Source organism: Bremerella volcania, assembly GCF_007748115.1.
Taxonomy (GTDB): domain Bacteria; phylum Planctomycetota; class Planctomycetia; order Pirellulales; family Pirellulaceae; genus Bremerella; species Bremerella volcania.
On the sequence record NZ_CP036289.1, the window covers coordinates 2,947,731 to 2,971,205 of the forward strand.

15 protein-coding genes and 1 tRNA gene are annotated in these 23,475 nt (G+C 55.6%); 7 read left to right on the forward strand and 9 right to left on the reverse strand.

Annotated elements, in window-relative coordinates; translation table 11 throughout:
- The first annotated feature begins 491 nt into the window (after positions 1-491).
- Positions 492-677 (forward strand): hypothetical protein, encoded by a 186-nt coding sequence (locus Pan97_RS12100; RefSeq protein ID WP_144972867.1) that lies wholly within the window; start codon positions 492-494, stop codon positions 675-677.
- Positions 678-843: 166 nt separating this feature from the next.
- Here the strand turns inward: Pan97_RS12100 and Pan97_RS12105 are convergent, their stop codons facing one another.
- A complete protein-coding gene (locus Pan97_RS12105; RefSeq protein ID WP_144972869.1) occupies positions 844-1,515 on the reverse strand; it encodes a hypothetical protein in 672 nt (223 codons plus the stop codon).
- Positions 1,516-1,742: 227 nt separating this feature from the next.
- Here Pan97_RS12105 and Pan97_RS12110 point away from each other — a divergent pair, with 227 nt between their 5' ends.
- Positions 1,743-2,741, forward strand: a complete 999-nt coding sequence (locus Pan97_RS12110; protein ID WP_144978345.1) for a DUF1559 domain-containing protein — start codon at positions 1,743-1,745, stop codon at positions 2,739-2,741.
- 61 nt (positions 2,742-2,802) lie between these two features.
- Here Pan97_RS12110 and Pan97_RS12115 read toward each other — a convergent pair whose 3' ends face one another.
- From Pan97_RS12115 to Pan97_RS12130, 4 genes are all read right to left on the reverse strand, one after another.
- Positions 2,803-3,108: a hypothetical protein gene (locus Pan97_RS12115; protein WP_144972871.1), complete on the reverse strand. Its 306-nt coding sequence runs from the start codon at positions 3,106-3,108 to the stop codon at positions 2,803-2,805.
- Positions 3,109-3,151: 43 nt separating this feature from the next.
- Positions 3,152-4,243 (reverse strand): GNAT family N-acetyltransferase, encoded by a 1,092-nt coding sequence (locus tag Pan97_RS12120; RefSeq protein ID WP_144972873.1) that lies wholly within the window; start codon positions 4,241-4,243, stop codon positions 3,152-3,154.
- A 166-nt stretch (positions 4,244-4,409) separates the two neighbouring features.
- The gene (locus Pan97_RS12125) at positions 4,410-4,730 is read right to left on the reverse strand and encodes a hypothetical protein (protein WP_144972875.1); all 321 of its coding nucleotides are present in this window, start codon (positions 4,728-4,730) and stop codon (positions 4,410-4,412) included.
- A 65-nt stretch (positions 4,731-4,795) separates the two neighbouring features.
- A complete protein-coding gene (locus tag Pan97_RS12130; protein WP_144972877.1) occupies positions 4,796-5,140 on the reverse strand; it encodes a hypothetical protein in 345 nt (114 codons plus the stop codon).
- Positions 5,141-5,482: 342 nt separating this feature from the next.
- Between Pan97_RS12130 and Pan97_RS12135 the strand changes: the two genes are divergently transcribed.
- The 3 genes from Pan97_RS12135 to Pan97_RS12145 all read left to right on the forward strand — a co-directional run bounded on the left by Pan97_RS12135 (position 5,483) and on the right by Pan97_RS12145 (position 11,248).
- Positions 5,483-5,887 carry a hypothetical protein gene (locus Pan97_RS12135; protein ID WP_144972879.1) on the forward strand — a complete coding sequence of 135 codons (405 nt, stop codon included), beginning with the start codon at positions 5,483-5,485 and terminating at the stop codon, positions 5,885-5,887.
- Between the two features lie 344 nt (positions 5,888-6,231).
- Complete coding sequence (locus Pan97_RS12140; protein WP_144972881.1) at positions 6,232-10,908, forward strand: GAF domain-containing protein; 4,677 nt, start codon at positions 6,232-6,234, stop codon at positions 10,906-10,908.
- Between the two features lie 266 nt (positions 10,909-11,174).
- Positions 11,175-11,248, forward strand: a tRNA-Ile gene (locus tag Pan97_RS12145).
- Here the strand turns inward: Pan97_RS12145 and Pan97_RS12150 are convergent.
- From Pan97_RS12150 to Pan97_RS12160, 3 genes are all read right to left on the reverse strand, one after another.
- Complete coding sequence (locus Pan97_RS12150; RefSeq protein WP_144972883.1) at positions 11,246-13,219, reverse strand: formylglycine-generating enzyme family protein; 1,974 nt, start codon at positions 13,217-13,219, stop codon at positions 11,246-11,248. The two genes, Pan97_RS12145 and Pan97_RS12150, sit on opposite strands and share 3 nt — an antisense overlap.
- Before the next feature lie 27 nt (positions 13,220-13,246).
- A complete protein-coding gene (locus Pan97_RS12155) occupies positions 13,247-15,232 on the reverse strand; it encodes a protein kinase domain-containing protein (RefSeq protein WP_144972885.1) in 1,986 nt (661 codons plus the stop codon).
- Positions 15,233-15,351: 119 nt separating this feature from the next.
- A complete protein-coding gene (locus tag Pan97_RS12160; protein ID WP_144972887.1) occupies positions 15,352-15,927 on the reverse strand; it encodes a sigma-70 family RNA polymerase sigma factor in 576 nt (191 codons plus the stop codon).
- A 295-nt stretch (positions 15,928-16,222) separates the two neighbouring features.
- On the opposite strand from Pan97_RS12160, the gene Pan97_RS12165 reads away from it, so the two are divergent.
- On the forward strand, positions 16,223-17,719 hold the full coding sequence (locus Pan97_RS12165; protein ID WP_206668926.1) for an MFS transporter: 1,497 nt from the start codon (positions 16,223-16,225) through the stop codon (positions 17,717-17,719).
- A 90-nt stretch (positions 17,720-17,809) separates the two neighbouring features.
- Positions 17,810-18,613, forward strand: coding sequence for a DUF1028 domain-containing protein (locus tag Pan97_RS12170; RefSeq protein WP_196782372.1), 804 nt, complete (start codon positions 17,810-17,812; stop codon positions 18,611-18,613).
- On the opposite strand, the gene Pan97_RS12175 is transcribed toward Pan97_RS12170, so the two are convergent.
- Entirely contained in the window at positions 18,602-23,416 is a 4,815-nt protein-coding gene (locus Pan97_RS12175; RefSeq protein WP_144972889.1) for a VCBS domain-containing protein, read from the reverse strand. The two genes, Pan97_RS12170 and Pan97_RS12175, sit on opposite strands and share 12 nt — an antisense overlap.
- Between the last annotated feature and the right edge of the window lie 59 nt (positions 23,417-23,475).

The following is a 23,475-nucleotide window of genomic DNA, read 5'->3' on the forward strand; positions in this document are numbered from 1 at the left end:
TGTAGAGATTTGGTTGTTACGATGAGCCTTGGTGGATTTAGGATGTACCAGGGATCGGTGTCTGGCGGGAGCAAGACCATGAGGCAGAGAAACACGACGCGTGGCGCAAGACGGTCAACGGCCGCAAGGTTCGCCAGAACCGCAGCAATTGGGTTGATGGCAAGTTTGTCCATCCACACGGTGCGACCTTTGATGCCAACGGCAACATCTACCTGGCCGAGTGGGTCGTCGGTGGACGCATCTCACTGCTGAAGAAGGTCGGCTAAGCTGGCGCGGCCGAGAGTCAAACGTGCAAACGGCGTTATCCTGGTGGGTGACGCCGTTCTTTTGTGCGTTGCTATATCTTTGCGCCATACGAATTTCGGGCGTTTCGTCGTATTTCTTCTGGGGATTGTCAGAATGCTAGAAACGACTGCTTGACTTCGCAGGTCAAGATATTCCAATGGTGCGAGCCGTTATCGGGTTATCTGCCATACGAATGAGAACACATCATGATTCAACTATTGATCATCGGCGTCGCTATCTACGTCGTCGTGCAAGGCGTTCGCAACTTGAATAAGGCGTCTGCGCCCGATGCACCTGCGAATACAAAACGAGATGGCATCATCTTTACCGTCGTCGGCGGGCTGTTGCTGCTTCTGGGACTTTCTTTTGGGTTCCTCATTAACTTGATCTAACTTGTTCATTCGGCTGAAATGGGCTCCAGGCTGCCCAATCGCACTGTTTTACGATTTGATGTCGTAGGTCACTCGACTTTTCCAATAAGTACTATGCTAGAGCAGCATGTGGTCGTCTCGAAGTTGAGAGTGTGTTGCATTATCCCGACCTGAATCGTCGTGCTCGCTACGTCTCATGCGCGAGTGTCTTGAGTTGGTACGTTGCTCCCCATTCCAACTCTGTGCCAAACGGGTGTTCGTCGTAGAAGGTTGCAACGTCCTGGGGAAACTCTTGTACGACATGTATCGTAACTGTTCCTGACGACTCCCATTTGGCTGCTACCCCGGTGAGTCGAAGTAAAGCGCAGACACCTTCGTGCCTGGTACCGACGGCCTCGATACGATGAATCTCTTGGTCGAGTTTCACAAACGCGATCGGCATAGCTCCCTCGCTAGCCGGTGCAAAGCGGACGAATGTTCCCCAATATCCGTCCCTACCTGCCAGCCACCAGGGCTCCGGGTGTTCGTAGCCACCAGTCAGAAAGATTCTGGCTCCGGGTTTGAGAGGAGACGAGCGCTCAATTTCATCAAGATCAGTAATCCGATCGCGAATTCTTTGAAGTGTGTCTTTGAGATCTTCCGCGATGTCACGAACCCACGACTCTGGGTGCTTCTCTATCTTCTGAATCAAGCCGGTGAATGAGTTGTCGCTCACACAATGGCGAAAGATATTGTCCTTTACTTCTCGTGAACTGATGTAACCGCTGTTGTGAAGCTCGATAAACCCGTTGGGTACGCCTTCGGATCTGAGTTGGTCGATGGCCGCCTTCAGAGCTTCGCGGAAATTGAATTCAGTCATGAAAATTTTCATGCCGAGCGATGTCACCAACTTGGTAGGCGTCGTCGAACTGTCATAAATGAGTGATGATCTTGCGTATACTGGAGTACGCCGATACGTGTTTCGATTAAGGTAGGTGATTTTTCCGGCAGATACAAATCGTTCGCCTGCCTCGGGGCCGATTGTTACGATAGACGTTGTTTACTGATCGGTTAGGCCTGGGATCGCCGTTTGGCGGGGATGAACCCATGAGGCAACTTATCGCAACACGCACTTGCTCAACAGGAGCCGGCCGGCGAGGGTTCTCGCTGGTTGAATTACTGGTGGTTCTCGGCATTATCGGGCTGCTGCTGGCGATTCTGATTCCTGCGGTTCAGGCAGTTCGCGAGTCAGGCCGGAAGCTCACATGCCAGAACAACCTTCGCCAGATCGTACTGGGCATTGCCAATCACGAGTCAGCCAATGGGATGCTTCCGCCCCTATACAATGGTACCCCGCTCGCTCAGCCGCGAAGTGCGATGGATGAGTTTCACTTTCATTCGTGGCGAACGGTTCTGTTGCCACACATCGAACAAACGGCTTTGTATGACCGTTGCGTTTCCGAGCTTTTCGCGACCGATCCAGCCAATCAAGCTGCGATCAATGTCGAGTTGGCGACCTACCTCTGCCCTTCGGCAAATCCGCATAATCGTGTCGTACCAGACATCTATTCGCCGCCAGCAGCAGATGGCACACTGACATTTCAAGTCATCGGAACGGCAGCACGCAGTGATTACGAGGCGATCGGTGGTTACTGGTTCAAGCCATCCGGCACCGTCGATTTACAGAACATCAAATTCGGTGCCTGGGGCGAACCAAGGTCTTACAATCCGTTACCCGCGAAAGACGCCTATCGTAAAGCGCGACTGCGCGACGTGAGCGATGGCCAGTCGAACACCATCCTGGTTGCCGAACGCGCCGGCCGGCCTGACTGGTATCGAAAAGGGGAACCGGTCGACGTGTACCCTTACGACGACCCGACAACCGGGATGGATCATCACCAGGCTGCCTGGGGTGTCAGCACGCATTTCTGGTGGCTCGTCTTCGGACACGAGGAAGGGATCAACGAAAGCAACTCCGGCGGCATCTACAGCTTTCACGCCGGCGGAGCCAATGTCGGCCTGGCCGATGGCTCGGTCCGTTTTCTGCCTGAGTCGATCGACCAAGAGACCCTCAATGCCCTGGTGACGCGAGCCAGCGGCGATTGAGCTGACCGATTGATGGTACCTAGATCGCGGAGCGAACATTGATGCGATTCGCGGGAACACATCACCGCCAGCCGCATGTATCCACTTCCTGACGCCGGTCCCTCAGCTGCAACTTGACGGTTCGCTCTTGATCCATTACCTTCCGCACTCGGCAAAGAATACACGGCATGATCACCTTGCCGCCACAGCCGGGGCAGCGCTCGTAGATGGGCTCGTCGTTTTGTAGCGGGTGAACTCCGTCGCGAATGTTTTGGGCCGTTTGCGTTCCGACTCGAAACTTCTTTACCACGGCTCGCAGGCTCATGCCGTCGGCAAAGGCGTCTTCAATCGCATGAACCTGGTCTGGGGTCTTGGTGTATCCACGCATGATGCTGTCCTTACATCGTTGTTGATAGAAGCTTGGTTTCTGCCTAATCGCTCTCCGAGCCGCCGACGAAACGAAACGTCGCCACGGCTCGGCCGGTACTTGTTTTCCAGTGGGAGTTATCGCTATAGATGCCGCTTCGCTGGCGGCCTGTCTTCAAAAGCTTTCGAAACTCCCAGCGCGTTGATCGATTGCAATGGGCGACCACGGCCGGGTGGCTGCCGCTGATGTGGATGTGGGTTGCTCCCTCGTTGGTCAAATGCTGGGATAGTTCGTCCAGCATGCGTCCGCCCAGCCCGATCCCTTGATACGTAGGCAGCGTCACCAGTCGTGATATGCGGAGGTGATTCTTGCGGAAGTTGTTCAGCGTGGCCGCGAACACCGCCGGTTGGCCTTCGACGAGGCCGATATAGCACCGGGCTGCTGGATTGAGTTGTCCATCGAGATAGTGATGCGACGCAAACAACGGCCAAAGGTCTCGGCTACAGCGATGGATCGAAAGTTGTAATCGCGGTCGCCGAAGGCACCTCCGCGTGAGCTTGCCACTGGTCATATCCAACACCCAATCAGGCCGCAGCCAATCGATTACGTCCAAGTGACACGTCACGGCCACGAGCTTCTTGGAGATCTGCCCGCGATCAATCGCCCGGCGAAGAGCCATCGAACCAAAACGAGCCGAAGTGCGATCGACCACGCTGGTGAACTCATCGAAAGCAATGAGTTTTCGACGAGAAAGCATCCCCCTGGCAACGTCTGCTCGAAACTGCTGCCCTGTCGAAAGGCAGTGATACGGCTGGCACCAGACAACCGGTGAACTCAAGCCAACCGCCACTAACGTTTGGGTGATGGTTCGCGTCGAGAGGGAAATACCGAAGCCATCGATCAGAGCCTGGCCCCGTTTCCAGGCAAATCTTTGGACGAGTCGATGATCGTAGGCTGCCCGAGCCACGGTCGATTTTCCGCTGCCAGAGTCACCGACGATCATGCCGACTTGCCAATCGTCTTCTTCGGACGGTAGTTCCACCTGAAATCGCCGCGTAAGCTTGTCTTCCAACGGCACGTCGAACATGCCGGCCAGTTGACGAACACGAAACGACTCCGTTACCGGGCATTCGACTAAAGCATCAACAATTTGCATGGCAACCCTCTTTCCTGCATCTCGTCATAAAGTTTGCGTTGTTGGTCTTCGCTGTCGCAGAGGATGACCACCTGGTACAACTCCGGACAGTCGCCTTCTGCCGGTCCAGGATCATCTGTTGTGGAAGAAGTCTTCATGTCGCTTGTTCTTATCTCGCGAGCCGCGGCTATTCTTTGGGGTTAGCAGTACCGGTCTTTTGATCAAGCGGTGCTCGAATTGGATTCGATCCCAACTGCAACAGCTGATGGATCTCGGCCAACGCGTCTTCGGAAACACCAAATAGGTCGTCGATTAAGAATGGGAGGTCTTCATCCGAATAAATATCAAGCCGGTGGGCCGGAATGCTCGAAGTCACCTTCCCACGGCGATCGACATCGATGTAGTAGATGTCATCTTCCAGGTCGCCGCGAACAGTGGCCGGATAGACCTGGGCCGCCTCGCGATACTTGACTGGCTGTCCCGTTTTCAAGGGTTGTCGTGAACTCATAGGATTTGCTTTCGGATATTGAGAAGTCTTGGTAAAGGAGGTCCAGCTTTCGATCTACGGCAGCATCAGCGGCAACCGCGGGCCAACTCTTCGCGGAACGATTCCTCGCGCGAGAAGGCCGAGCGTTCGACTTCCGCAATTGCCTGGTCGAGTAGCCGTTGCTCGCTAAGCAGTCCGTCGCAAAGAACAGCCGCGGCGATCTCTTCGCACCAGGTATGTCGCTCGTCGCTTGCCAGGTCGTCGGCCTCGGTCGCATCGCTGGCAAAGTCAATCACGTCGATTTGCATGATGGCGGCTGACAGGATATGCCGCCCAGTCACTTCAACGTGGACGACCAATTGAGCCCAGAAGCATCCGCGAGACGTGTCGATCTCGTCGAGCTCGAGCGAAATTTCAACGGCGTCGGTCATGTCGGTCCTTTGCAGATCGATACGTGCGCATGAAAAAAGCAGCCGGCGCGCAGGGGCACTGAAACATCCGTTTCGGCTGCTGGAAGTCGGGAGCGGTCCTTCGCTCGATATCCGTCGGTTCAGGTGCTCTTGGCTGGGTGATGAGGGGCTACATCGGGCAACCTTTCAACAGGATGGTTCGTGAAGCACTGCTTTAAAGCGTGACGCTTTGTGTGACGCTTTGTTTAGGATACAAAAAGCGTGACGCTTTGTCAAGCACTTATGGGCTATAATTCAAAAAGAAAGCAGGTAAGATAGCGTGAAGCATTGCCGCAAGCTCTTTCTATGAAAGCAGTCACCAAAATGCCTCCCAAAAAGAAAAACCAGGCCGACGCCGCCAAGCCATCGGCAGACAGCAAGCTGGTCGCCGCGAAAGAAAAGAAGCATCCCCCTTCGGCCGTCTCCACCGGGCCCCATCAGCCGATGAAGGATAGTCGTGGTCGAGAAATCGCCAACCGCAGCGAGACGCTAACCGCTGAAGAAATCGATTCGCTCGCCCAGGAGTTCTACAAGGTTTACGAAGTCCTGCACGACTGCGCGTCGTTTATGAGCCTGAAGAAGGTCGAAGAGATACAAGCAATCGTCTCTGGCCTGCGAAAGAAGGCCAAAGAGTCGCAGAAACTCGCCAACAGCCAAATTGGTCGCAAACTGGACGCCATGGCGATAGAGCTAGGGCTAGAAGATCGCCTGCGGGGGCGTACGAATTGATCTGACTGTGTAACACCGGGAACATGTGACACACAAGTAATCGACTTTTCGTATCTGGCAGCGGCAGACACGCACTTTCCGTCTACGACCTCACTCCCCTCTCGTTAGTCCACCGGGCGCCATATGGTAAATTGATGCACTTGCACGCTATTAGTAGGAATCTAAGGAGTAGATATAGTCGCATATGAGAGGGAAAACTGAGCTGTAGGGCTGCATGGTTTCTCTATTTGTCCTAGTGTATGTCCCCCCTGGGAAATCATTGGTGATAAATGTGGTTAACAGTAGTGACATGCTTGCTGGGGGCACTAGAATGTGGCCAACTTACCCCCTTGGCGGAGGCATGCATGTCTATTCCTATTCGAATCGCTGTGGTGCAACTTTCTGGGCCGATTGACTCGTTGGTTGGTGGGCACGACTTTACGTCCGAGCCGTTCACCTTGGCGGGGGATGTCCCTTCGCTTTCCCGGATGGCGGATGTCTCCGGCGAGATTGCTTGCCTGGCGCAGGAGTTTCGGGGGGACTATCTCAAGTGGCAAAAGCACCGCATCGAGCAGATTCTCACCTGGATGCGTGACGAGTGGGCGACGCCTGAGAATCCAGGCTCGGACCGGCCAGAAACGCCGGCCAGCGGGCGATCATCGGCTCGGCATTCGATGAACGACGAATCTGACGGGAAGCAAACCGCCAGTTGTTCGCGAATGCCGGACCTGATTGTGTTTCCCGAAGGCGGCGTCCCGCAGGACTGCTTGCCTTTTCTGGTTGACTTTGCCAAGCAAACGCACACCGCGATTGTGGCCGGGACGCATTCCTTTCGAAACACCGACCCGAAAGCGATTGCGACCTATCAAAGGGTTGGCGTATCGCATGACACGATCAACAGCCTGGTGGCGAATGTCGCCGGCACGACCAGTATCGTCACCGAGATCATTCCCCGCGTTGGCAAATCACCGAAGGTCAAGCTACGGCGCAAGCAGTCGCCATCGCCCCATGAACGGACCGACGACTACCGTAACGACAAGCTCGTCGGGATCAAGATTATCAAGATGCGGACCCGCGATGGGGCCCTGTTTTCGTTTCATACGCTGGTATGTTCCGAGGCCCTGCAACACCACGAACTGCCTGACCCTGACGAGTGCAAGATGATCGTGATCCCTTCGTATAACGTAAAACGGGAGGTATTCGACAACATCATCGGGCACTACACGCGTAACAAGCAGTGCGTGGTCTACTGCAACACTGGCAACTTCGGGGCGAGTTCGGTGATGCTTCCGTTGGATGAACGCGGCAAGAGCTGGTGGTTCAGTGGTAAGCCGTCGGGCGAACTACCTCAGGGGGACGGCATTCTGATCGTAGACGTCTTTGTCGAGAACATTGCCGTCGAGACCGCCGTGAACAACCCGCAGAAAAAAATCCGAACGTGTGGGTTGGCCTCGATCGTTTCGGGCCAGGAGCAATCGTCATCGCTGGAAATTGCCCATTGGCTGAAAACGACCCAGCTGATGGAAGAGACCGAAGATGGTTTAAAGCAGATCAACGGTCCTAAACTTCTTGGCCAGATTGAAGATCACCTGAACCGATGCGATGGCAACGCGATTCAGTACATCAAGCTGCAGCGGCTGGCGAACCTGTTTCGCAACGGCGAGATATCGCTTTCGCGATGGCACTTCCATGCGCACGACTGTATCGTGGCGGATGGTGTCTCGCTGGCGGAATTCGAGTTCAATCGCGCCGCGAAGTGTGAAGAGCGCTTGAGGGGGTTGCGAAACCGTTCCGACTTTCAGGACGTGGATATCCGAGACGAGTTGGAGCAGATCCTTTCGCGCTGTCACGAGTTTACCGGGATCCGACAAAGGGAACAGCGACGCAAGTCGAGCACGCGTCACGATATTCTACCCAACATGTGGTCGCTGCTTCGTCAGGTCACAGCTGAATCGGTCCACGAGGCAAGCCGGAGGCTTTACGATGAAGTGGCCGAGTTGGTCGAGCGATATGGGGCAACATCCGGTTTCCTGACCTATGTGCCGTGGGATGAGAGTAATAAGACACCGAAGAAGCTCGTCCCCTGTGTGACCTACAACTGCCCAATGAAGCCGAGCGAGTTGGAGATCGCTGCCGACGACAAGGAGATCTCGGCGACGGCCTATGTCGCGAAGTACGGCAAAGGGATCGTGCATGATGCCATCGAATTCGACATGCACTCCGATAGACCCAACGTGGCCCCCTACCAGGTCGATATCGAATCAACCAAGTCCCTGATTTCGGTGCCGATCTTTCTGAGGGACGGCACCCGCGGAAGTGACCCGCAGGTAATTGGGGTTCTCAGCCTGGAGTCGAATTCCAAATATGCGTTCGATTGGCATATGCTGGGCCTATTGAAAAGCGATGCCGAATGTTTGGTCAAGGATCTAGTCGTCATTCAAACCGCCAATAAGAGCACATCCGCTTTATGCTGTCATCCGGGGATTCATGGGTCTGGGCTTTCAGGCCTTGTGAAACGATTCTGCTACGAACTTTCAACGCTAGTCGGACATGTCGCCACGCCTCCGCGAATCGGTTGTACCGTGTGGATCGCCGACTGGGAGAAGAACCGGTTCAATGCCCTAGGAACGGCCGGATTCGACTATCTGTATCAAAAGGAGAAGTGGCTTCCGTTAGTAACGCCACCAAGCAGTTCGGATGAGGTCGATACCAATTTGGAAGAGGATCTGATCAACTTTACCAGCTTGGTACTTCATTCACCCAAAGGGAGCGTGCGACACCGGCATTTTACCGAGGCAGCCGCGGAGCTTCGTACGCTCAAGCGAAAAGCGAGAAAGGTGGAACTGCAATCGGTGAAAGGAACTCCGATCTACCTCGAAGATTCGGCGATCGAGGGACGTCTGTCCCAAGGCAACAAGCCCATTGGCGTACTCGATCTGTTCTTCTTCTCGCCACGCTACGGAATTGGACTCGTCGATGTCGACGAAATATTCAACGATCGCATTCTCGTCCAGCTGGCAGAGCTAGTAGCCAGGATGATTGCCGAGTACCACGCGCTTCAGAGCAAGATTTCGTGCGCGAAGGTGGCGACGGTTCTGTTCCGGGATGGGATTCATGGCAGCGACATGCTCGATGCGCTACGTCTTGCCATGGGAGATATTTTTGACTCCGATGCCTGTTCCATCTTCGCTTCCGATCTGCTGTGTGATGAGATCAAGAGTCTGAAGTGTGTGTCGACCACTGGATTGGTCCACTCAGGCAGCCCGGAGAATGTCACTTCCAGTGCGGCATATCACTACGACCTCGAAGACGATCCGTACGATGACGACAACCCGATCGGAATGACGCGCTATCTGGGGTTTCGAGGAGGACGATCGATCAGGAAGAACGATGTGCCGGATATGACCGAACGCGTGTACTCCGGAAACCATGAACGCAGACGCCTTGTCAATGTAAGTCCAGGCTTCAAGTACGCTGAGAAAGTCGCGCTGACGCCGGTGAATCATTATCGCTTTCTGGGTGCCTCGGTTGCGACGCACGGACCTAGCCCCGATAAGCCATCCGCCGGCGTCATTCGGGTGAACCGGCGACGTGATCGGGCTCCGTACCTGGAACTGGACGAGGTGCTGCTTCAGAAGCTTGTGAAGATGTGCCAGCAGTCGCTTCGTTATGCATCGGACCATCTGCAGTCGGAGAATCAAGGTTTCCACGGCGGCGCCAACGGCAAGACCGTACACGAGGCAGCCATGACCAGGCTGGCGTCTCCCTACTGTTCAAGATACTGGAATTGGCGCTACTTGAATGGGATTCTATCAGACCTTCTTCTCGTTGCCGCTCAAGCCGAGGAAGAGCCGCGAAAGCCACGCTATCGGATCCTTGCCAATCTGAGCCTGGCAGGCAGAAACGAAGAGGGTTGGCCCGTCATGAAGATGGTCGCTTACGAATCGACCTTCTCGAGCAATCGGCCGACCAGCGCCATGATCTCGCACCCACGGATCGGCGAAGGCAACCGATGGTGGGCCACGACGCACCAGAAGCTGGTCGTCGCGCAGTTCACCGATGGCGTTCCCCGGTCGACAGCGATCGTACCGGAGTCGCGCCAGGTTCGTCTGAGCGTCTGCCTGCCGTTTCACTTCAAGTGCTGCTCGTACCGTGACCCCGAGATTGACTCGTTCGAGACGCTGCTGCATTACATGGCATCCGACAAACAGTACGGCAAGGTCGATCGGGGCGTGTTATCGATTGACTTCGCCAGTGATCCAAGCGATCTTGGTGCCGGCGATTTGCCTTCCTTGCACAAACTGATTGGCATATCCACCGAAACCTCGAAGCTTGCCGTCGCCTTGTTTAATGCGTCGCGCAAGGCATTGCTTCTAGGAGGCGACAACGCACCCCACCCGCCGGAAACGCAAGATGCTCCCTCGCTGTTTCAGCGAAGCCCGCACGAAGCGATCGAGAGCCTGGCCCAGGTGATACTTCGTCATGCAGGGGGCGGGTCGGCCTACTTCCAGCCGGCAACTGCCGAGCCGCAAATGACGATGGAATTGTGGGACGGACAGAAGCCTGACAACGATTATCCGTTTGTCTCCGTTCCCGCAGAGGGTACCCCGGCGAAAGAGTTCCCGCGGATCGATTCGGATCTGCAAACGTATTACCAACGCTTCTTCTCCGACGCACTGCCACCACGGCAACCGCATGCCGAGAAAACAGAACTGACGCTAAGAGTCGGAGTGGCAATCGCCGGAACACTGTTCGTTCAGCTAAATAACGAGCGAACCGCGGTCCTCTGCGACGTGGAAACCGCCCTGCAGGAATGCTGGAACTGGTACGCCAACTCCCCCATGTCCAAAAGCCAACATTGGCAAGTCCGGGACAATCTCGACTGGAAGCGAGATAGCAAAGGTGTGGAGCCGCGTGAGGATTACGCGACCGACATCCACATCAACTGGTCGCGCACCAACGACTCGTGGGAGCAAGACACCGAATCGTGGGAGGTAACGTCGCCCGGACCAAGCATCCAATCCCCAGGCCGCCCCAAGTGATTGCCAACCAGGCAGGACGCCTGAATCGCAGCGACCGGCAACCCCTCGCCCCCAAACCAAGCACACGGGTATGGCTTGAAAGGCTGTCTGGCGTTAGACTTACACATTCGACGCCACGGCTAAGGGTGAACTACCGAAGACGGGAAACGGTCTGAAGAGGAACGCACCAGTGCAGGCGGCATCGAATCAAGTGTCAAAGCGGGCTTCAGAGTGGTTTTTACGGCCAGTACAATCCAAGCCATAACCCCCTACTCCTGCAACGCTTTGGGCCAGTAGCTCAGTTGGTTAGAGCAGGGGACTCATAATCCCTTGGTCGCGGGTTCAAGTCCTGCCTGGCCTACTTATTGTTGATCGGTTCATTGTGGGCTTCTACGACCTGGCTGTTTCGCACGCGCGCTATGCGGAAGCCGCTTAGGAAGTTTCGGAAGTCTGGGGGGTCGAGGTTGCGTTTGGTGGTTTTGTTTTGGTCGGGGCCTTGGAAGAAACCGCCGCCTCGGACGGGGTGGCGGATTTGGCCGTTCTTGTCGGCGACCGTGTCGTGACACCACTCGTACAGATTGCCGTGCATGTCGTACAGGCCTAGTTTGTTGGGCTGATAACTGGCAACGATATCGGTGCGACCCAGGCGATTGCCTACGTTGGCTTGGTCCATCTCCAAGCGGTTGGTTCCTTCGGCAAAGTAGTAGCTGAACGCGGACTCGGCCTGGGTGGTCATGGGGCCGTTGCGGCAGGCGTATTCCCATTCTGCTTCGGTGGGGAGGCGATAGGTCCAGCCTTCCTCGTTCAGTTCCGAGTTCAGCTTGGCCATGAATCGCTGAATTTCTTCCCAAGAGATCATTTCCACCGGAAGCTTTTTCAGGTCCTCGTAAGCCAGGCCCTTGAGCTTTTCGTCAATCGTTTCGTTGTGTCTGTTTTGAGCCGAACGATGCTGAAAGTAGCTCGGGTTGCGCCCCATGACGGAGTGCCACTGCTCTTGGGTGACCTCGGTTGTGCCGAGATAGAAATCTTCGGTAAAGACGACCTCGGTCGTGCCTGGCTTGCCGTCGCCACCACCGAGCCAGGCTTTGCCGCGAGGGATCAGCGCAAACTGCATTCCGCGTGCATTCTTATACGTTGCGACAGGCTTCGACTTCGGACCCACTCTGCCACCGTCCCAGATGATCTCCAGCGTGGGGAGTGCTTCGGAGAGCCTTTGAATTGCCGTTTCCGTAACATTGCACCTACGGACGTCCACCGAACCGAGCCCACTGCAGGCCGAGAGCTTTTCCAGGCCTTGGTCGGTAATGGACGTCCCGGAGAGTGTCAGCCAGAGCCACCGCGAACGCGTGGCGAGAATCTCGCAGGCATGGTCATCGATGTTCAGGCAGTTCTCCGCCATGATTCCTTTGTTTTTCAGATTCAACAGGTGATTGAGCGCTTTCGATGACACCTGCGTATTGTTGAAGCAGACTCCGTAAAGATTAGGCATGTCGCGCAGATGTTCGAAGAATTCGTCGGTAACCAGGGAATCTCGAATATCAAGGTGGGGCGCGAAATTGATGCCAGGCGTTTGTATCAGCTGCTGTAGTAAAAAATCGTCCGCACCAGGCGGTGCATTGAAGACGCGATGGACGTTGGGTAGACGATTAAGCTTGGCGACGTTTTCCACGGAAACGTTGGTCATCTCACGCATATCGAAATCCATTATGCCGTTGGTAGGAACGGCAACTGGAAGCTTCGTGCGATCAAAGGCCACGAACTTATCATTGATGTAGCCGTTCATTTTGGCGCCGTTTCGACATGCCCACTGCATCGCCGTCAACTGTTCTTGTTCTTGCTCGGTCAACGGCGGATCCAGAACCATGATCTCGACATCTTTGAATTGAAAAGTCGATCGTGGGGGTGAGAAGCTCGCACGAATTGCCGGCATGCCGGCGAAATCGGTTGCGCGCTCGTCTTGTCCCTCATAAATCTTTTTGCCATCGACATAGGCCGACAGTGTTTCGCCGATCGTCGCGAAAGCGAGTTCAAAGAAGTCCGACTTTTCGTCATCTACGGTGATCTCGGCCAATCGCATGTGCTGCTCCCCATCGTGGGCCCAGATATGGAACTGGCGATCAGTGACCGAGTAGAGAGCGATGTGATCCTTGTTTGAACGCAAGTAGAATCCTCCCCACGACCCCTCAATCTTACGAATCTTGGCCCGAATGATTGCGTCTTTGGCGATGATGTCGGTGAAGAAGAGGTTCTTGGCATGGAGCTCGGTGACACCGTCGATGTACTTCGCATAGGCTCCCTCGGATTCGTAGAGTGGCGGAGACGCTGCGAGCACACGGTCGAACGCTTCCTCAGTGCGAAGCTACGGCTGCCAGGTTTCGGTGGCAATCAGGTCCAAGTCACTCACTGTGGTTGTGTCTACTTCTGGAAACCCTTTCCAGAGCAGCTTTCCGTCGGGATCGGTCACGATCAGGTTGCGCCAACGGACCATCGAGTTCCAGGTTGCCAGGCCGATGCGACCTTTCGGCAATTGTTTGTTGTCCGTCTGAAACATCAGCTTGTCATCGAGCCATACTCGGATCGATCTTCCACGGACTTCCGCACGCAGAAGATACCAGCGGTTGTTTTCGTACGGTCCAGGCTGGTAAGTATTGTCCCGTTGAAACTGGCCATTGAATCGATACGCAAGATCGGTCCCCTGGCCGTAGTAGTTTCCAGGCGTGAACGAATACCGATTGCGATCATTCACCGCTCGCACAAACAAAGAGCCCCCTTGGCTGCGTGGGTCTCTGGAAAGCGTCTTCATTTCGACGGAAACATCGTAGTCGGTCCAATCGGGGTCACCAAAGTAAATGGCTGCCGGCTCAGGCTTGGCCTGCACGAATTCTTCTCCATCGTTGACCCATGCCCCCGCGCCAGCAAGCTCCGCCGAGCGATCGGTGTATGCGGGCCGCGATTCCGGCTGTTCGGCTTTGCTATCGGCGGCCGGTTCTTCTTTCGGCGAAATGGTCTCTTTTGTAGTGTTCTCAGACGGGGGAGCTAATAACTTGGGTGGCGTCGTTTGGGGATTGCTTACCAGAGACAGTGACGATCGTCCCTTGCCGTGGGATAGCGCAAGTGCGACGATCGCAATCAAGGCAACGAATCCGCCAGCCAAAACAAGTCTGCGCCTCACTTGAACGGGACGAACGCTGGTTGTCTGCGACTTGGGGATGGCTTTTCGCAGGACGTCGGCTGGAAGTTGAACCGACTGATGATGAATGACGGCATCGTGGCAAGATTGCAGCAGTCTGGCAACTTCCTGCGCCGACTCGAAGCGTCGATCCGGTTCTTTGGCAAGAAGAATGTCAACGATCGTGACCAGCCAGTCCGGCACTTCGGGGATGATCTGCTGGATCGGTCGCGGCTGGTCTTCGACAACTCTTCGAAGCACGGCCAGCGTGGCCTTGGCGCGAAATGGCGGGCGTCCGCTCGACATGACGTACAGTACACTGCCGAGGCTGAACAGATCGCTACGCTCGTCCATCTCCAGCCCTTGCGCTTGCTCGGGCGACATGTAGAGTGGGGTGCCTGATATGATCCCGCTTTGCGTGATACTGGCATCGTCGGCTGATCTCGCCAGGCCGAAATCGGTGAGCTTGACTTCGTTGGTGTTTCCTTCCAGCAGAATGTTGGCAGGCTTGACGTCGCGATGAATGAGCCCTTTGGCGTGGGCGGCAGCCAGTCCGGCCGCGGCTTGCTGACCAATTTCCAAAACGTCGATCAGTTCCAAAGGTCCGATGGCATTGATTTTTTGCTGCAAGGTGGGGCCGTCGATCAATTCCATCACCAGGTAAGGAAGTGGCTGCTCTTCGACCGCGTAAATGCTGACGACATTCTTGTGTCGAATTGCGGCGGTGGCCCTCGCTTCGCGCAAGAAACGTTTGCGAGCCGGCGAAGTCGCTGCCAGTTCAGGATACATGACCTTGATGGCGACGATTCGCTCCAGTTTGGTATCGAACGCTTTGAGGACGATGCCACAGCCGCCCCGGCCAATCATTTCGCGAATCTCGTAATGCCCGATTTTGCCCATCGAGTCAGGCTTGTCCGATGGTTCCAGAAATGAGAAATCGATGGGGTCAGGCTGATCGCCGGCTCCTTGCGTTGTGATGGTTAGCTCGCTTTCAGCGGAATCTTGCCCGGCGGCCATTTGCTCGAGCACCGGCACCTCAAGAAATTGCCCGGATCGTTGGTGCTCGACGAGAAGGGCTTCGATGCGTTTGCGAAAGAGAGAATCTCCGCCGCACGCTTTGTTTAAATAGGCAGCACGCTCGCAACCATCAGCAATTTCGAGTGCAGCTAGGAACACTGATTTTTCGTTCAGCTCAGCCATAAAGCTCGATGTCTTTGATCGTTAACCTTGCGTACGAATGCTTCCTAAAGACTCATGCGAAAACGGCGTGTCGAGGTTGCCAAAATTCTGCGGAATTATTTTGATATATCTTCGTGAGGAGACATCTCGCGTCTTAGCCATGCCCGGGCAAACGTCCACAGACGGTCCGCGGTCCGCGGCGAGATCTCCAGAATCTCGGCAGCCTCGGTTCGCTGTAATCCTGAGAAATAAAGGAGTTGTACCAACTGGGCGGCATCGGGATGTTCGGTTTGCAGCTTATCGAGTGCCTCGTCGAGGGCCAGCAAATCTTCTACTGGTTCCGGCAAGACGCAAATCTGTTCGTCGACGAGTTCCTGCCGGGTGAAATTGCCTCCCCGTTTCTGGCTGCGTTTTCTGCGCGAGTTGTCGACGAGGATGCGTCGAATCGAAATCGCCGCGGCCGCGAAGAAATGTCGACGTCCCTCCCAAACTTGTGTTTGATCACCACCGGTGAGACGCATGTAGGCTTCATGTACCAAAGCAGTCGGCTGAAGTGTTTGCCCTGGGCTTTCATGAGCGAGGTGATAAGCCGCCAATCGACGCAATTCGTCGTAGACCAGGGGAAGCAATTCATCCGATGCCCGGTCGTCTCCCCGCCCGGCGGCTTGCAAGATTTCGGTAAAGGTTTTCATGTGGAAGTTGTTTGCATTGCGGACTAATTTCCCAACCTTTGGTGGTTCTCATAATATCCAAGTTGCGGGCAGCGTTTTCCAGTAGTATTTAGGGGTTCTACGGTCTTTTGTTGGACCGCCTTCCGAAAGCGATCGGTAGAAGCGGCATGGCGGTGATTCGTCAGAATCTAACAAGAGCTTAATGACGGTCTTGCCGGTTTCCACTTGTGATCCGGAAACAAGTTGATACAGTTCACAGATCGACGCCGGAAGTTTCATGAGCAGGCCGGTAGGAACGACGGACGGAGCCGGATTCTTGAGGAACGACATTATGGAAAGCCAGCCGGTTGTTTCCACTGATAACGGCAACAAGTCGGTCCAGCAGTATATCGATGAAACGCCGGTTTGGTCTGACGGAACGAAGACGGCCTCGACACCGATGACGCCGATGCAGTGGCGAATCTGGTCGCTCGCGGCGGCTGGTAAGTTCTTTGAAGGATTGGTTGTCTTTACGACTGGTGTGGCTTTGCCCCTCTTAGCGAAGGAGTTTTCGCTTGGGCCTGCCGCGCATGGAATCGTTGGTGCCGCATCGCTGTTGGGTATTTTGATTGGCGCCACCGCGTTGGGTGGGCTATCCGATCGCTTCGGTCGAAAGCCCATGTTCATCATCGAGATGGCGATCTTCACCATCTTTCTGGTGGGCGTAACACTGAGCCCAAACTTTCCGACGCTCGTTTTTTGCCTTTTTGGCCTGGGTCTGGCACTGGGGTGTGACTACCCAACGGCTCACTTGGTGATTTCTGAAAGCATGCCGAGCAATTGTCGCGGTCAATTCGTCTTGGGGGCTTTTGGTTTTCAGGCGATCGGAGCGCTAATGGGAGCCGGTGTTGGTTTCTTCATTTTGTACGAAAACCCCAGCTTAAGCGCCTGGCGCTGGATGTATGCGTCGGCTATCATTCCGGCCGTGTTGGTGACGCTGGCACGGCTGACAATTACCGAGAGTGCTCACTGGTTGTTTGCCAGAGGGGAGAACGACCAAGCTGAGCAGGTGATGTTACGCCTGCTCAGTCGACAACCGCAGTATCCCAGTGAAATTGACTTGGGAGAAGGAAGCCATAAGGACGATACGGCAACGTCCAACGAAGGTACCGGCTACCGCGAACTCTTCTCCGAGAAAACCCGCCGCGCAACGGTGCTGGCGTCGGTCCCGTGGTTCCTGCAAGATCTTGGGACATACGGAATCGGAATATTCACTCCGACCATCTTGGCAGCCGCGGTGGGGCATAAAAAGGAGCACGCGACGGCCATTTCGGATCTCGTGCAGAACGATATGATTGCCGCGAAAGGGGCGGCAGTGATCGATGTCCTGCTGATCTTCGGAATCATCGCGGCCGTCCTGTTGGCGGATCGTGTCGGTCGCATCAAGCTGCAGGTCTTCGGTTTCATCGGCTGTGCCATCGGACTGTTCCTGGCATCGCTGTCCGTTGAATTTACCGGTCTGATGCTGCTTTATCTGATTTTCGCGGGCTTTATGGTCTTCAGCTTCATGACCAATCTTGGTCCCAATGCGCAGACCTACTTAATCGCCGGTGAAGTCTTTCCCACGAAGGTTCGCGGTAAAGGGGCTGGTTTTGCTGCATCATTTGCCAAAATCGGCGCGGTGCTAACGGCTTTCCTCTTTCCAATCCTGTTAGCGGATATTGGCGTCCGTTATCTGCTCTACATCTTAGTCGTGACGTCGATTCTGGGTGCCTTGGTTACATGGATGATGCGAATCGAAACTACCGGTATGAACCTGGAAGAGTTAGAGTAAACAGACCTTCTCAAAGCGAATTCGCCAAAAGCACTTGGCCGAGTTGAAGGTAACCCCGAGGCAATCCCTAAACTCGATGGACGCGCTGCTATGCATGCTCTCAAGATCATTTCCGTCATCGCCATTCCACTTATGATGACTGGAATAGTTTTCGTTACCCAGGCCAGGAAGAATCAACCCGCAGCTACTGCCGCGGAGGGATCGATACCTGAAGTCAACACTTTTTCGATCGTGGCGTATGATCCCGAGACCGGTGATCTTGGAATTGCGGTTGCCAGCAAGGTGCTTGGCGTGGGCTGTATTGTGCCCTGGGGTAAAGCCGGACGAGGTGCGATCGCCACCCAATCGGCGGCCAATACGGCGTACGGACCCGATGGCTTGGAACTACTGAAGGATAAGTCAGCCGAAGAAGTCGTGCGTGTTTTGACCAGCGCCGACGAAGGCCGGGCCATTCGCCAGCTTGGCATCGTCGACGCTCAGGGAAGAGCGGCGAGCTTCACCGGTGAGAAGTGCAATGCATGGGCCGGGCATATCGTGGGCGAGCACTTCACCGTCCAAGGAAATTTGCTGGCCGGCGAAAAGGTGCTTCAGGACATGGCAGCCAAATATCGCGAGGCGCGTGAGCAAGGGGATGGAGAACTGGCCGACTGGTTGATGGCTGCTTTGATTGCCGGTGACGACGCCGGAGGAGACCGACGCGGCAAGCAGTCGGCTGCCTTGATGGTCTATCGACAAGGTGCCGGCTACGGGGGGAACGATCGTTACATCGACCTGCGCGTCGACGATCATCAGCAGCCAGTCACGGAGCTTGCCCGACTGCTGAATGTGCACAAAACGTTCTTCGCCGGGGCGCATCGCCGTGTGAAAGCGGGCGCGAAGGAATCAGAAGAGTGAGTCTTCCAAATCTTCGGACGTGATCAGTCCAAGGAGTTCTTCATCCCATGGCGACGAGTCGTACGCTGGGGCATGCTCCTCCGATTGGAAGACGGCATCGATAAGGCGAGCGTCAAGATGGGTAGACACCTCCAGCGGCGCGTCTTTGGGAACTTCGTTTGACGCTGGCAAGTCGCTGTGGCTGGTCGTTGCGGACTGTCCATCATCGAACGGATCGGCGATCGGCATGATGAAGGTTTCCGTGGGACTTGTAAGCAATTCGGCCGATTGGAATAGCGGTTCGCTCTCGAGTAGCGATTGCGTCTCGGCCGGTGGCTGCGGCGTGTTGAAGACCGGCATGTTGATCGGTCGATCGCCAGACTTCTGAATCCCATAATGCTGGATGAACAGCGCAAAGTCGCTCAGGCCAACCTTGCCGTTGACATCGTAGTCGAAGCGATAGGCGTCCGGCGAATCTTGATCGGCGTTTCGGCCGTAATTTCTGATGAACTGGGCGAAGTCGGCAATGCCGACTCGGCCATCGTCGCTGGCATCGTAGATGACGGGTCGAAACTCGGCGTTGTCCGACGTTTGAATTGCGAATGGATGCAGCAGATCGGCGTGAGCACCAGTGAGCGAAATGCCGGTCTGCATAGTGGCTTGCGGGTAAGCTCCTTGGCCATCCATTGGCAGGCCGACCGCATTTTGCAGATCCTTCGGCAGCAACAGCGTCGCCAGCAAAACCCGATCGCCAACCTGGTAGCCTGTCAGGTCGAGCTCCGAGAGAGTTCCGGTGAAGACGTTTTCGTCCGAGGTCCACTGAAGCTCTGATCCCAGATGAGCCAACACCTGGGGATCGCCCAACCAGGAGCCGCTCTTGCTAAGCTCAAACGTGAAGTCAAACGGCTGATTGGGCAAACCTTCTTGCAAGGTAAACCAAAGATGTCCGGCAGCTTCTTCCCACTCGTGGAAGCTGAGACCGGTCTCTGGCGTAGCGCTGATAGTGCCTGGTTCGGCCTGCTGATCGCGCGAGATGCTCAGAGCGACGGTCGACTGCGGCCCGACGGAAAATTCTCGCTGGGAAGTCGTTTGCCCCCCGTGGCTATCGGTGGTGGTCAGCTCGATCCGGTACTGGCCGGCGGCGGGAATCGTCACGGTGAGTTCATCGACATCGACAACATTTCCCGAGTCGACCACTTGCTGGTCGGCAATGCGAACGACTCGATAGGCATGGGTAAACTGCGTATTATTCTGGTCGATGTCGCTGGCAGAGATCGGAATATGAATAAGCTGCTGTTCGATGCGAAAGCCCTCGACGGCATGAACCATACTGGAGGGCAAATCATTTTCGCCCGAGATGGTGATACGAACGTCGATGGAAGCTGCCTGATCGACCGAAGTGACCGTAAAGGTTTCTTGAAAGCTCTCCCCCTGCCCAAGATGCTGCGCGGCCTGATTGTCGAGCTGGAAAGTCCAACTTCCTTGCTCCGTGACGCTGAACGTTCCGTAGGTTCCTGGCACGCTGGTGCGAGCCGTGAAGAGCGACTCGCCTTGGTCGGGATCATCGATCGAAAGCGTTCCCGTCACGTCATCAGTCGACTCCTCGAACGTCGAACCGGTCGAGGTTCCACCCAGGATCGCGACGTCGTTAAGGCCATCGATCGTGATCGTTACCGTTTCCGTGGTCAAGCCGTCGTAAGAGATAACGTCAAACGAGTCTTCGGCCGCGTCGCCGGCCCGAAGCGTTTGTACGTCTGCCGGATTCAGCTGATAGGTCCATTGGCCCAACGTGTCGATGCTAAAGGTGCCGTACGTGCCGCTTTGGTCGGTAACAGGTTGAACAAACGCCTCGCCCTCGTCGACATCGTTGACGATCAGATTGGCGCTGATCGGCAGGGTCTCGTCTTCGTGGGTTGTGTACGTCAAGACGCCGCCGATCGTGGCTGGGTCTTGTTGGGAATGAATCGTGAGGAAGACCTCGCCGAACGAGGTAGCCCCTTCCCCATCGGTTACAAAGTAGGTGAAGTAGTCGGTGCCATGATAATGGGGGTTGGGCACGTAGCGGAGCGTGCCATCGGGATTGATGGTCACCTGCCCGTGGGCCGGCCCTGTACGGTAACTTGCAGAAAAGTCTTCGCTGTTGTAGTCGAAGTCGTTGTCCAGCAGCGAGGTGGTGTCGATCACCAGTTCGACGTCCTCGTCGGTCTCGTAGGTGTCATTACCGACGACCGGCTCCGGATTGAACGAATACACAAACAGTTCGCGGCCGACATCTTCGTGGTAGGCTGCGAAATAGACATCGCCGTCGATGACCATCAAGTCGGAAGGAGACGCACCCAGGTCGGATTGAATGTTGCTGGCTTGCCGTAACTGGCCGTCACCGCCGGTGTCTTCGGGGTAGTACTCCCACAATTCGTAATCTAATGCAGTCTCCGGGGCGTAGCCGAAGTAGAGCCGTCCATAATTCGCGACGAGATTGGTTGTCAGATAGTAGCTGTAGCCACGGCTGTTAACTCCGGGGCCTACGATCGCCTGTAAGTTGGCTTCTCCTGCGGGGGCATTGGGTGTGAACTCCCACAGACGTTTCTGGTCGGAGATAAAGTACACCTTCTCGCCCAGCGCAACAAAGTCGTCGGGCAGCACCGGGTCGCTGCCCATGTAGCCAAGCGAGCGAGGCGTGTTCGGCTGGTCGGTCGAGGTCGGATCGTACTCCCAAAGCTGCTTGTCGTGTCCGAAATAGAAGCGATCGTTGAGCTCGGTAATGCCTGTGACGTCATACTCGGCCAGGTCGTCGACAAGCTTCGCTTCTCCTTGGCCATCGTTCGCGGTCGGATCATACTGCCACAGCCCCGGAACGCCTCGATGGGCGACGAAATAAAGCTTCCCGTCGTGGACAAATCGTGGTTCCGGATCAAGCGAGGCCATCCCGGGGGCCAGATCGGCCACCATGCGAACGATGGGTGGTTGTCCCTCTTCTTGCGGAATCAACTCCCAAATCTCTTCCCCATGCATACGATCATTCATTACAAAGTAAAGCCGATCGTCCGCAGGCATAAATTGGAAGGTCAACGGACTGGGGTAAGTCACCGGAATGCTGAAGACGAGTTCGGCATCTTGCGTCGGTCCGTTGGTGTCTGGGTCGTAGCGGTAAAGCGTGAGCGAAAACGACGGTCCGGTGGTCGTACGGAAATAGACGTCTCCGTTGAACGCCGTCAGTTCGGCAGGATAGTACCCGACATTCGACCCCGGGATACGTGCCGCCACCGAGGCTTCTCCTTGGCCGCCGTTGGCCGAAGGATCGAATTTCCAAAGCTCCTTGGCTTCGGCATCTGTCACAACGCCCCCATAGACAACGCCATCAACTTCGACGATTCCCCAAATTGCCGACTCGCCCGTGCGAACGGGATCGTACAGGATCGATAGGCTTTCATCTTGGGGATCGTAGATATAGACGTCGGTGCGATAGTAGGGCTCGGCTCCTGAATTGAAAACGAGCTTCCCATCAAATACGCCGAAGTTCTCCGGCGTACGGGAACCATTGGGCACGCTTATCAGCTGCATCTCACCGGTGGCTGGGTCGATGACCCGGACGTCCACTCCCCCGCCTCCGCGGGTCGGTTGGAAATAGAGCAGCCCACCTAACTCGGTCAGGTATTCTGGATCGGAACCGTAGTCTCCCGATCCAATGTCGGCCGCCACGCTGACTCCTTGTTCGGGATCATAGACAAAGAGCTCCGTACCGTGATAGTAATCGGTGGCCCGGAAATAGAGCTTGCCGCCGGCGACGGTTAACTGGGTCGGTGCCGAACTCCCGTAGCCGTCATAAATGTCGGCGATCATGGTGACTTCTACCTCCCCTTCTTCGGGAGCCGGGTTGTATTGCCATAGCTCGGCCCCTTCCGCGAGCGTGGTCGCCTGGAAGTAGAGAATACCATTGAGAACCGCCATCTCTTGCGGCGAAGAAGACTGGTGATCGGGCGCGATGTCGGCGAATAAAGAGACACTCCCGGCACCATTATCGGCTTGAGGGTCATACACCCAAAGCTCCGCACCGGACTCTCCATCGTTCGCCTGAAAGAAGAGCTTCCCGTCGAATACCGTCAGATGACTCGGAGAGGAAGATCCACTGCCCGGGACCAGGTCGGCGACCAGCTTGGTTTGATTCTCCGTCCCGATGGCCTGCGGATCCAAAACCCACAACTCAGTTCCCGTTTCGCTGGTATAGGCTTGAAAATAGAGCTTGCCATCCAAGACGGTTAAGAAGGTGGGATACGAATCAAAACCAGGATCACCAAAGTCCTCGACCATCGAAGCGCCGCCGGCTCCGTCATTGGCGTTGGAATCGTAGCGCCATAGCTGACTTCCCCCATCGACATGGCTACGAAAGAAGAACTGGTCTCCGATGACGGTCATTTCACCCGGTTTGGGGGCATTGCCCGTATAGCCAGTACCTTCCAGACGTGCCACATGCGTGATTTCTCCCGTGACGGGATCATAGTAGCGCAGCTTGGCATTCCAATAGGTTCCGTTGCGATCCGACCCGACGAAGAAGAGTTTGTTCTGGAATTCAAGCACCTCGTGCAGTTCGTACTCAACCGGATCGGTATTGAAGTCGGCTACCAGGTTGTTGGCCAGCATGACCCGGGTTTCCATCGTTTCCAGCCGCAACGAGCGAGCGCGAAACTTCGAGTTTCTCGACTTCACTGGCTTGATGGCCGGCAGGCTTTTCAGAACAGTGTTTGTTGTACGGCGGAGAGCTTGGGTAATCGTGCGGCGAATCAAGATGTATCTTCCAACTCCCCCGCCCAGAGCGAAACTCGGCATCGTGGCTCGGTATGGGGAACTAATTGCGAGGACCTGCTGTGTGATGGGGGCCGCCACCC